At 66.0% G+C, this 9,061-nt stretch carries 7 protein-coding genes and 1 pseudogene; 2 read left to right on the top strand and 6 right to left on the bottom strand.

What is annotated here, in order from left to right; translation table 11 throughout:
* Positions 1-198 precede the first annotated feature (198 nt).
* The 4 genes from PHE40_RS09620 to PHE40_RS09605 all read right to left on the bottom strand — a co-directional run bounded on the left by PHE40_RS09620 (position 199) and on the right by PHE40_RS09605 (position 4,423).
* Entirely contained in the window at positions 199-639 is a 441-nt protein-coding gene (locus tag PHE40_RS09620) for a hypothetical protein (RefSeq protein WP_299961208.1), read from the bottom strand.
* A 69-nt stretch (positions 640-708) separates the two neighbouring features.
* Entirely contained in the window at positions 709-1,104 is a 396-nt protein-coding gene (locus tag PHE40_RS09615) for a hypothetical protein (RefSeq protein ID WP_299961206.1), read from the bottom strand.
* Positions 1,104-1,571 (bottom strand): thioredoxin-dependent thiol peroxidase, encoded by a 468-nt coding sequence (bcp, locus tag PHE40_RS09610; protein ID WP_299961204.1) that lies wholly within the window; start codon positions 1,569-1,571, stop codon positions 1,104-1,106. The genes PHE40_RS09615 and bcp overlap by 1 nt, the downstream gene beginning before the upstream one ends.
* Positions 1,568-4,423, bottom strand: coding sequence for a bifunctional [glutamine synthetase] adenylyltransferase/[glutamine synthetase]-adenylyl-L-tyrosine phosphorylase (locus PHE40_RS09605; protein ID WP_299961202.1), 2,856 nt, complete (start codon positions 4,421-4,423; stop codon positions 1,568-1,570). Before PHE40_RS09605 ends, bcp begins: the two co-directional genes overlap by 4 nt.
* A 17-nt stretch (positions 4,424-4,440) precedes the next feature.
* Between PHE40_RS09605 and PHE40_RS09600 the strand changes: the two genes are divergently transcribed.
* Positions 4,441-7,140 (top strand): AsmA-like C-terminal domain-containing protein, encoded by a 2,700-nt coding sequence (locus tag PHE40_RS09600; protein ID WP_299961200.1) that lies wholly within the window; start codon positions 4,441-4,443, stop codon positions 7,138-7,140.
* A gap of 86 nt (positions 7,141-7,226) precedes the next feature.
* Here the strand turns inward: PHE40_RS09600 and PHE40_RS09595 are convergent, their stop codons facing one another.
* Complete coding sequence (locus PHE40_RS09595) at positions 7,227-7,814, bottom strand: nucleotide exchange factor GrpE (protein ID WP_299961198.1); 588 nt, start codon at positions 7,812-7,814, stop codon at positions 7,227-7,229.
* A gap of 39 nt (positions 7,815-7,853) precedes the next feature.
* A complete protein-coding gene (locus PHE40_RS09590; RefSeq protein WP_299961196.1) occupies positions 7,854-8,810 on the bottom strand; it encodes a hypothetical protein in 957 nt (318 codons plus the stop codon).
* A 119-nt stretch (positions 8,811-8,929) separates the two neighbouring features.
* Here PHE40_RS09590 and PHE40_RS09585 point away from each other — a divergent pair.
* A pseudogene (locus tag PHE40_RS09585) lies at positions 8,930-9,061 on the top strand (2,3,4,5-tetrahydropyridine-2,6-dicarboxylate N-succinyltransferase); the annotation flags it as partial.

The following is a 9,061-nucleotide window of genomic DNA, read 5'->3' as shown; positions in this document are numbered from 1 at the left end:
AAGCGGATGGATTCATCATCGTCCAGAACGGGGGCGCTGAATGGCGCAATGGCGGCTCCGGGACGGCGTAAGGCTAAAATTTCATTCACGGCACTAAACCTTTCCGTTGGATAGGCCGATGTTAGGTTCGTAATGATTAAGAAAATATGAAAATGCGTGGCGGCCGTTGTTAATCTTAATGCAACCAGGGCCGCGCGTTCAGGGAGCTTCGGTGAAAATTTTGATATTCATAAAATTGCGGTCAGCGTTCGCGGGCACCTCGCGCCGGTAGCGGGTGAGGGCGGAGGCTAGCCGGGCGAAGCGTATGGCCTCCGAAAAATCCATGGTTTGCAAAAAATCACCGAGCCAGACGCACCAATCGAGATAATGACGCGAACTGGCGTTCAACATTTTACCGAAAAATATCGAAGTATGGTCTTCGCCATGCCATTGCCCGCTGGTCATGGCTTCGAGATTTCCCGGCTTTGGGCCGTGCAAATGCAGAATCGCCGCATGGTTGGTAAATGGCCAATAAGGCTTATAATTGAAGAGCGGATCAAGATGATCCCATAATCCGTGATAGGCTTCGTTCAGGGCGAACTGATCGTCATAGCGGAGCATATCACCTGAGAAGATGCGTTGTTTTATCTGCTCCTCCAATGCCGGATAGGTCGCGCGCATGGCGGGGACATTCAGCAGCATGACGCCGGAGTTGAAATAATTCCAGTTTTAGGGCAGCATTTCCGGCGCGGCGGCGAAAACCTTTGGGCGCAGCATCGAGAGATCAAACCGGCGCAGGAAGATGATGTCGCAATCGGTGTAGAGAACAAAATCGTGCTCGCGCTCGATATCGGGAATTTCCAGGCGCAGCCAATGGCCAATGGAATATGGCCCAAAGGTGCCGGCGGCCTGCGCCTGGGTGAACATATCCAGAAAGCGCGGCCTGACGGGGATTACGCGCACACCGTGGCGCTGCATCCATTCGGTAAAACTCGTAGGGGAACCATGATAAAGCAGAACAGGTTCCAGCCCGCCGATGGCGCGCGCGCTTAAGACCATCAGGCGCGCGAGGGCGCCGGTTTCACCCAGGCCGCCCGCTTCATCGATGGCGAAATACCAGCGCATTATTTGAGGGCTTGCACGGCTTTCAAAACTTCGTCAGCGTGGCCTGTAACTTTTACCTTTGGCCAGATGTGCGCGATTTTTCCTTCAGCGTTGACCAGCACAGTCGAACGCTCGATTCCCATGTATTTTTTGCCATACATGGATTTCTCCTGCCATGCCCCATAGGCGGCGATCACGGTGGCTTCGGGATCTGAAGCCAGCGGGAAAGTGAGGTTGAATTTTTCAGCGAACTTTTCGATTGCCTTCATGCTGTCCTTGGAGACACCGATGACGGTGACGCCGGTTTTGCCAAGCTGGGGCAACGCCTCCTGGAAGGCGCAGGCCTCCTTGGTGCAGCCGGGGGTGTCAGCGCGGGGGTAGAAATACAGCACGAAGGGCTTGCCCTTGAGGCCAGCTAGGCTGACCGTGCGCCCGCCCGAGGTGGGGAGGGTGAAATTGGGCGCGGCGGCGCCGATGCTGAGGCTCATGTGGAAACTCCCTTGGTTATGTAGGTTTCGAAATAATTTGTCACATTTTGGGCTGCCTGCGTCATGGCCTCCCGCAGGGCCTCCCAACTGGGCGCGCGGGTGGCGTGCAGCAGCGGGATTTGCAGCGCGGGGGGGACGCTCTGCGCGCGGTCCGACAGGCCGGTGATGCGGTTGATGCCCTGCACGCTGCGCCAGAGATGATCAGCGGCGAGGAGGTCTTGCGCGTGTGCTTGCGGCAGATGCCCGGCCGCGGCCAGGGCGCGCAGGGCGGCGGCGGTGTTGGGATGGAACAACGCGGGCGCGTGCGGACCGTGGATGAGTTGTAGCGCGGCGGCGATGAAGTGCAGCTCCAGCATGCCGCCAGGGATTGTTTTGATGTCGAACGGGCCGCGGGGCGCAAGCTCGGCGGTGATGCGATCGCGCATGGAAACGGTGTCGGCGCGGATTTTGGCCGGGGAATCGGGGCGCGAGAGGGCGGTGGTGATCCCGGCCGTGACTTTGGCGGCAAAGCCCGGCGTGGCGGCGAGTACGCGCGCGCGGGTGAGGGCCAGGCGCTCCCAGGTCCAGGCGTCGTTCGCCTGATAGCGGCGAAAGGAGGCGAGCGAGACGGCAACCGGGCCGTGGTTGCCAGAAGGGCGCAGGCGCATGTCCACATGGTAGAGCGGCCCCTCCGGCCCGCGGGCGGTGAGCGCGGTTGTGAGCGCGTTGGCCAGGCGCACGAAATAGGGGGTGGGCGCGGTTTCCATCGGGGCGTGATCGTAGATCAGCATCAGGTCGAGGTCAGACCCCGCGAGCATCTCGCTGCTGCCGGCCTTGCCCATGGCGACCACGGCGAAGGCGCCGCGCGGCACCTTGCCGTAGCGGACCTGATGCTGGGCCAGCACGCGCGGCAGCAGGGCGCCAAGGGCGGCGGCGGCGAGGTTGCTGCGCAGGCGGCCGGAGGAGTCGGCGTCCAGACGGCCCTCCAGCGTGGCGACCGAGAGATGAAACTCCTCGCGCCGGACGAAGTGGCGGGTAAGAGCCACCGCGTCCTCCAGATCATCAGCGTCGCGCAGCAGGTGGCGCAGCACGGGCTTGGGGGCGGCGAAGCGGGCCGTGGGAGAGAGCAGCGCCTCCAGCGCGTGCGGGTCTTCGGCCAGATGCTCGGCCAGGGCCGGGGCGGCGCCCAGCACGGCGGCCATGCGCCGCAGCACCGCCGGGTTGCGCTGGAAGAGGGAGAGCAGTTGCACCCCGGCGCGCTGGCGGGAGAGCAAAGTGTCAAAATATGCGAATACCTTGTCCGGCTCGGGTTGTTCGCCCAGCACGGCGAGTAGCGGGGGCAGGATATTATCCAGCAGGTCGCGCGCGCGCTCCGAGCGCAGGGCCGGGACCTGGCCGCCGGACCAGGCGCGCAGGCGCTCGGCGATGTGTTGATCGTCGTTGAAACCAAGGCCGTGTACGCGCGCGGTGAAGGCGGCGGGCGGCGGGCCTTCGGCTCCCGGGTCTATGCGGCTGTGCGGCGAGGCATCTTCACCGGCATCGAAAAAAGCCAGGAAGTGGCGGTGTACCCGGGCCAGGAGGCGGGGAAAGCTGGTGCGGAAGTCAGGCGCGCCAAGGAAGGTGATGAAGGCGCTCAGTGCGTCTTCGGTAGCGGGCAGGGTGTGGGTCTGGCGGTCTGCGACCATTTGCAGCCGGTGTTCAACGCGGCGCAGCACGCGGTAGTCAGCGGCCAGGGTGCGCGCCACGGTGGCGGGCAGGTGGCCGGCCTTCACCAGCGCCGGGAGGGCATCGAGCGTGGCCAGAATGCGCAGTTGCTTGTCCTGCCCGCCCCAGACCAGGCTGAGGGTCTGCACGATGAACTCGATTTCGCGGATGCCGCCCTGGCCGCGTTTGACATCACGCCCCAGGATGCCGGGCCTGTTATGCCCGGCGTCGATCTGGCGCTTCATGTCGTGGATGTCGGAGATGGCCGCGAAGTCCAGGTTCTTGCGCCAGATGAAGGGGCGGATGGCGGCGAGGAAAGCCTCGCCCATGGCGATGTCGCCCGCGATGGGGCGGGCCTTGGAGAAGGCGGCGCGCTCCCAGGTGCGGCCCTGGCTCTCGTAATAGGCAAGTGCGGCCGGCAGGGCCATGACTGGCGGGGTGGCCGAAGGGTCTGGGCGCAGGCGAAGGTCCACCCGGAAGACGTAGCCGTCAGCATCGCGGGTGGCGAGCAGGCTGGTGAAGTCGCGCGCGAGGCGGGCCATGAGGGGGGGGGCGTCTTCATCATAGACCGGCGATTGCGGGTCGAAGAAAAGCACCAGGTCAATGTCGGACGAATAGTTGAGCTCGCGCGCGCCGAGTTTGCCAAGCGCCAGCATGGTGAAGCCGGAGTCGCGCTCGGGGTCTTGCGGATGCGGCAGGGTAATCTGCCCGGCCTCGTGCAGGCTGAGCAGCAGGTGGCGGGTGGCGGCGTGGCAGGCGGCTTCGGCGAATTCGGAGAGCGCGGCGGTGATTCTGGGGAGACGCCAGAGGCCGCCGATGTCAGCGATGGCGATGGCGAGGGCGGCTTGGCGCTTGGCCTCGCGCAGCTGGGCCGCGAGCTGGCGGCGGCTGGCGACCAGCGGCAGGGCGCGGAGGTTTTCCAGGGCGTGGGCCAGGGCGGCATCCGGCCCGGATTTGAGCGTGCGGATCAGGCAGTCCGACTCGCGGCAGGCCATATCCGCCAGATAGGGGGCGTTGCCGCCCAGGCAGTTGAGCACCTCGCGCCCGGCGGGGCTGGCCGCGAAGCGGCGCTGGGCAGGGCCAAGGGCAGCGAAATCCTCGTGCAGCCGGGCGGCGGCGGCGCGATCAGCCGGGCCAGGAAATTGCGGGTTGTGGGGTAGGGCGTGCATCTGGCAAGCAGCACAAGATGAAATGGCGCGCAGGTCAAGCAGGGCGGATTGTGGGGAAGGCGGTGCATCAGCTCGGTCGTATCGCCATGCTTGCGGCGACGCTGGTGCTGGTGAGTGTTCTGCTGGTCGGGTTCCGGCTCTCGCAAGGGCCGATTCTGCTGCCGGAACTGGCCTCACGCCTGGCCACGGCGGCCTCGGGCCATGGCATCAACGTGGAGATGGCACAGGCGGAACTGACCTGGGCGGGGTACCGGCAAGGCGGCGAGGTGCCGTTTTATCTGCGCCTGGGCAATATCGCCGTGCGCAACGGGTTGGGGGATTTGCTGGTGAGCATCCCCACCGCGCGGCTGGAGCTGATCCCCTCGGCGTTGACGCAGGCGAAGGCGCCGCTACTGGTGGAGGCGGCGCAGGCGCGGTTCACGGGGTCGAGCGTGCCGGTCTCGCTGCGGGCGGCGGTCTGGCCGGGGGCTGATTTCAATTTTGCCCGCGCGCAGGTCGGCGTCACGCTGGGGCCGGGGCAACTGGGCGCCGGGGTGAACAGCCTGCCCATTGATTCCGGCGGCTTCAGCCTGAAAATCACCCCGGGGGCTGCCGAACTCTCCGGCGGTTATCTGGACCTGAGCCGTAGCGGCGCCAGCAAGCCGCGTATGAGCTTCAGCGGCGCGGCAAGCCTGGGCAGCCTGTGGAATATCAGCCTTTCCGCCGGCACTGATGCGGTGCAGGCGGGGGATATCGCAACCTACTGGCCGCCGGCGTTGCTTCCGCTGACGCGCAAATGGGTGATCCGCAACATCACGGCCGGAACGGCGCGCGATGCCAGTTTTGTGTTCACCCTGGCGGCGCCGCCTGATCTGGGGCGGCTGCGGCTGACGGGCGTGGCCGGCAGTTTCGAAGCCCAGGATTTGACGCTGCGCTGGCTCGACGGGGTAACGCCGCTCACCGCCCTGAACGGGCGCATGGTGTTCCAGGATTTGAACAATGCGCTGGTTACAGTTGATTCGGCGCGGTTGGGGGGCATGGTGGTCACCCATGGGCAAATGGCGCTCTCGAACATGAGCGTGCCCGCGCCGACGACGGGGCAGGTGAATGTGAGTCTTACGGGGAGCGTGGCGGACGCCATTGCCGTGCTCAACGCGCCGCCGCTCAGCCTGCTGCTCCAGGCCCCGCCGCCGCTGGTGCTGGCGACGGGGAATGCGGATGTGGTGGTTACGGCGCGGATCCCCTTGATTAAAAACCTGCGGCTGGAGGATACCGGGCTGCTGGTTATCGCTGAATTGAGCCAGACGGCGTTTGGCTCCGGCGTGCCGGGGCTGGCGTTTTCCCAGGGCAGCGGGCAGCTGGTGGCCACGGCACGGGGGCTGAGCGCGAAGGCGGCGCTGCAATTTGCCGGGCAACCGGCAAAGCTCGATGTGCAGGTTGGGTTTGCCGGCAAGGGCGGCAGCGAGGACATAACCCTGAGCAGTTTGGCCGGGCCTGAGCTGCTGCGCCGCCTGGGGCTGGACGCCAGCGCGGACGTGGCCGGAGGCGCGGTGCCCTATAGCTTGCACATCACCGGCGCGGCCACCGGGGCGCAGGCTATGCACCTGCAGGCGGATCTGACTCCAGCGGCGTTGCAGGTGCCGCATCTGGGCTGGAGCAAGCCGGCCGGGGCGGCGGGGCGGCTAGACCTGACCGGCACCCTGCGCAACGGCCAGTTCGCAGCCCTGAACAGCATCGACGCCACCGCGCCGGGGCTGAAAATCCAGGGCCAGGAGCAGAACGGGCAGATGGATTTTTCCACGGTGAACATCGGCCGGACACTGGCAACCGGCGTGTTGCGCCCGCCCACCGCCGTGGATGCCGCCTGGGCCGCCAGTTTTTCCGGCCCGGCGCTGGATTTACGCATGCAAGGCGGCAAGGCGGCGGCGCAAGGCAGCGCCGCCAGCGCATTGAGCGCAAACACAGCCGCCAGCGGCCCGTTGTGGCGCGCGCAGCTGAATTTTGAGCGGCTGGCCCTGGCTCCGGCCCCGGCGCCAGCGCTCGACGGGTTCAGCTTTAGCGGCAGCGGGCAGGGCGGCACATTGCAGCAAGGCCAGGGCAGCGCGGACGGGGCGGCTTTCAGCGTTGCGCCTGTGAGCGTGCGGCGCTGGCATGCCAAGGTGAGCGCGCTCGACGCCGGGCTGCTGTTGCGCGCGATGAATATGTATAAAAGCTTGCAAGGCGGTGCGCTGACGCTGAATGCCGATTACGGCGGCGGCACGCCGCTGGCGGGCAAAGCCGTGATGACGGATTTCCGCATGCTGAAGGCGCCGGCGTTCACCAAGATCATGCAGGCGCTGACAGTTTACGGCGTGCCGGCGGCGGCTTCGGGGCCGGGGCTTTCCTTTGCCAGGGCGGTGGTGCCTTTCAGCATCGCCGGGCAGACGCTGACCTTGCAGGGGGCAAGGGCGTTTTCGGCCTCGCTGGGGTTCACGGCTTCCGGGAAGATCGGCCTGGAGGGCGAAAGCCTGGATGTCGATACCACGGTCATCCCGGCTTATGAGATCAATGCGCTGCTGGGGAAAATTCCGGTGGTCGGCAGGTTGTTCACGGCGGAGAAGGGCGGCGGATTGATCGCGGCGCGGATGAAGATCACCGGGACGATGAATGCGCCGCAGGTGGAGTTGAACCCGCTCTCGGCGCTGACGCCAGGATTTTTACGCGGGATTTTTGGACTAGGCGGCCAGGCCGGAGATTAGAGCCGGACCGAGACCTCAGATTGGCCCGCAATGCAGGTCAATCTGAGGTCATCGCACTCGAATTCCGGTTCAGGCCGAATCCCGGTTCAGGCGGTTTCGTCGATCTTCACGGCGGGGCCGGATGGTGCGGGGAGCTTGCCGACCACGACCATGCCTGGGCGCAATAGCCGGCCATGGAGCTGCCAGGTCTGGGTCCACGCCTGCAAAATGGTGCCGGGCGGATGCTCGGTGGTTTCCTGCTCGGCCATCGCCTGGTGCATGTTGGCATCAAAGGTGGAGCCGGTGGGGTCGTGCCGGGTGATGCCGTTGCGCTCCAGCAGGGCGAGGAAGGAACGCTCGATGCCCTCGAAGCCTTCGCGCATTTTGGTGACGATTTCGGCCTCGCCTTCCTGGCGCTTGGGCAGGCTGTCAATGCCGCGTTTCAGGTTTTCGGCGGCTTCCACAACGTCCTTGGCGAATTTCTGCACCGCGTAGAGGCGGGCATCCTCAACCTCGCGCTTGGTGCGGGCGCGCAGATTGGCCATCTCAGCCTCGGAGCGCAGCCATTTGTCCTTCATTTCCTGCAGCGCGGCTTCAAGCTCGGCGATGCGGGTTGCAGGGTCCTGCGCGGCGGAAGCCTCGGCGGCGGGGGTTGCGGGATCTGTGGCGGGGGCTGTTTCTTGATGCTCGGTCATGGCCTGGAATTAGGCGATACAGGGCGCGGAAACAAGACTTCAATCACGCTGCCAGACCTTCCAGGCGCCGCTGGCGGGTACGCCGGTGGCGCGCTGCGCGACAATATCCGCCAGCCGCAGCGCCGCGATGGCGTGCGCGATGACCGTGGAGGTGTCCTCGCCGCTGCCCGCCCAGCGCGGCGCGACGCCGACGGTGACCTGCGCGTTGCCGGGCAGCAGCGGCGGCAATTGCGTGCAGAATTTGGCCGCGCGTTCGCCGCCGGTCAGGTGGTCCATGTTGTCGCACCACAGGGCGATGGTGGTGGCGTCAATCCGGCCGAGAAGATCCGTGGGGCGGATGATGTCGCGCAGTTCCTCGGCCATGCGCATGGCGATGGCGCCTTGCAGCGGCGCCGGGGCGCGCGAAAAGCCGAGATAGAGCAATGTGCCGGGCTGACCCTCGACATCGAGACGGTCAAACCGGCGCGACATTTCCTCGGCGAAGGTGCGGTGCGACCAGAGGCCGGTTTCTGCGTCCAGCAGGGAGTTGCGCCGGAGCACCGGGTCGCCGGTGCGGCCCGCGTGGCTATCGGGCAAGGTCATCTCGGGGGCCTCCAGATCAAACAGGACGCCATAGGTGCCGCTGATGCTATCGCCTGCGATGCGCGGGGCGAGTGAGAGGCGGAAGATGCTGGTGTAACCATCCGGCCGGGTGAGCTGCACCCGGCCATGCCAGGCGACGCATTCCGTGCAGATGGTGGTGACGATGGCGCGGAATTGCGCGGCGCTGCGACCTTCCTCGCCGGGCGGGCCAGTGAGCAGGCTGGCCATTTCCGTGCCCAGCAGTTGCGCCGCCGGCTGACCCAGAGCCTTGCCGGGGGCAAAGGCGGTGAAGCGGCCGAGCGGGTCGGTCTCGAAGGCCAGGTCGGCCAGCATGCCGGCGATGGCGAGCCAGCCAGTGCCAGGCCCCGAGGCCAGCACGAGGGGGGCTGCACCGGAATTTTGCGGAGGTGTCATGCGCGCATGAATAGCCGGGCGAGGTTGAACGGAGGGTTAATAAACCGGCGGCGCGTTGACATCGCGGCGGCGCGCCACGATGGTCCGCCGCAGGTTTAGACTTCAGCCAAGGATACGACATGAGCGCCGCATCGCACGACCAGCTGCAACAGATCATCGCCAGCGCCTGGGAGCGCCGGGGCGAACTCTCCCCCGCCACCACCGGCGCCGAGCGCGATGCGGTGGAGGCGGTGCTGGGCTTGCTGGATGCG

Source organism: Acidocella sp., assembly GCF_028687955.1.
GTDB lineage: Bacteria > Pseudomonadota > Alphaproteobacteria > Acetobacterales > Acetobacteraceae > Acidocella.
The sequence above is the reverse complement of the archived record's forward strand: the minus strand, read 5'-3'. Positions and strand labels throughout refer to the sequence as shown.

Bases quoted from the DNA above. Each gene is read 5' to 3' on its own strand.
- PHE40_RS09605 (WP_299961202.1), bottom strand. From the start codon at position 4,423: ATGCACGCCCTACCCCACAACCCGCAATTTCCTGGCCCGGCTGATCGC.
- PHE40_RS09600 (WP_299961200.1), top strand. From the start codon at position 4,441: ATGAAATGGCGCGCAGGTCAAGCAGGGCGGATTGTGGGGAAGGCGGTG.
- bcp (WP_299961204.1), bottom strand. From the start codon at position 1,571: ATGAGCCTCAGCATCGGCGCCGCCGCGCCCAATTTCACCCTCCCCACC.
- PHE40_RS09615 (WP_299961206.1), bottom strand. From the start codon at position 1,104: ATGCGCTGGTATTTCGCCATCGATGAAGCGGGCGGCCTGGGTGAAACC.
- PHE40_RS09595 (WP_299961198.1), bottom strand. From the start codon at position 7,814: ATGACCGAGCATCAAGAAACAGCCCCCGCCACAGATCCCGCAACCCCC.
- PHE40_RS09590 (WP_299961196.1), bottom strand. From the start codon at position 8,810: ATGACACCTCCGCAAAATTCCGGTGCAGCCCCCCTCGTGCTGGCCTCG.